The organism is Shewanella nanhaiensis (assembly GCF_019457885.1).
Classification (GTDB): domain Bacteria; phylum Pseudomonadota; class Gammaproteobacteria; order Enterobacterales; family Shewanellaceae; genus Shewanella; species Shewanella nanhaiensis.
This window is the reverse complement of the sequence record NZ_JAHZST010000064.1, coordinates 1-436: the sequence shown is the minus strand read 5'-3', so window position 1 is coordinate 436 and position 436 is coordinate 1. Positions and strand designations below refer to the sequence as shown.

At 42.4% G+C, this 436-nt stretch carries 1 tRNA gene; it reads right to left on the bottom strand.

Annotation, left to right across the window (positions count from 1 at the left end):
* Positions 1-204 precede the first annotated feature (204 nt).
* Positions 205-281: transfer RNA gene (locus K0625_RS24350), tRNA-Ile, on the bottom strand.
* Between the last annotated feature and the right edge of the window lie 155 nt (positions 282-436).

The window sequence follows — 436 nt, the reverse complement described above, 5'->3', positions numbered from 1 at the left end:
CGAACCGCAGACCTCCTGCGTGCAAGGCAGGCGCTCTCCCAGCTGAGCTATAGCCCCATTTACATGCAGTTGAGAATATATCAAGTAACCAATTAGCTATCACTAGTTAAATGGCGAAGCCAATTCGTATTCTAATCAAGGCAGTTTAATGCGACGTTTAGTTCACCTAAACGAGTATTAAACTAACGCAGAATAGAAAAGAATTGGTGGGTCAGAGTGGACTTGAACCACCGACCTCACCCTTATCAGGGGTGCGCTCTAACCAGCTGAGCTACAGACCCATTCTTTTTGGTCTTTTAACCCTTACTTATCGTTACTTTCTTCATTTCTCAGTCATGTGCTAAAGCACACTCCCTGCGAGACTCATCAAGTGCCTTGATTAAGAATCAAAATCCTCAAAAATACCTTTCGATATATTTCTCTTTCTTTCTATCAA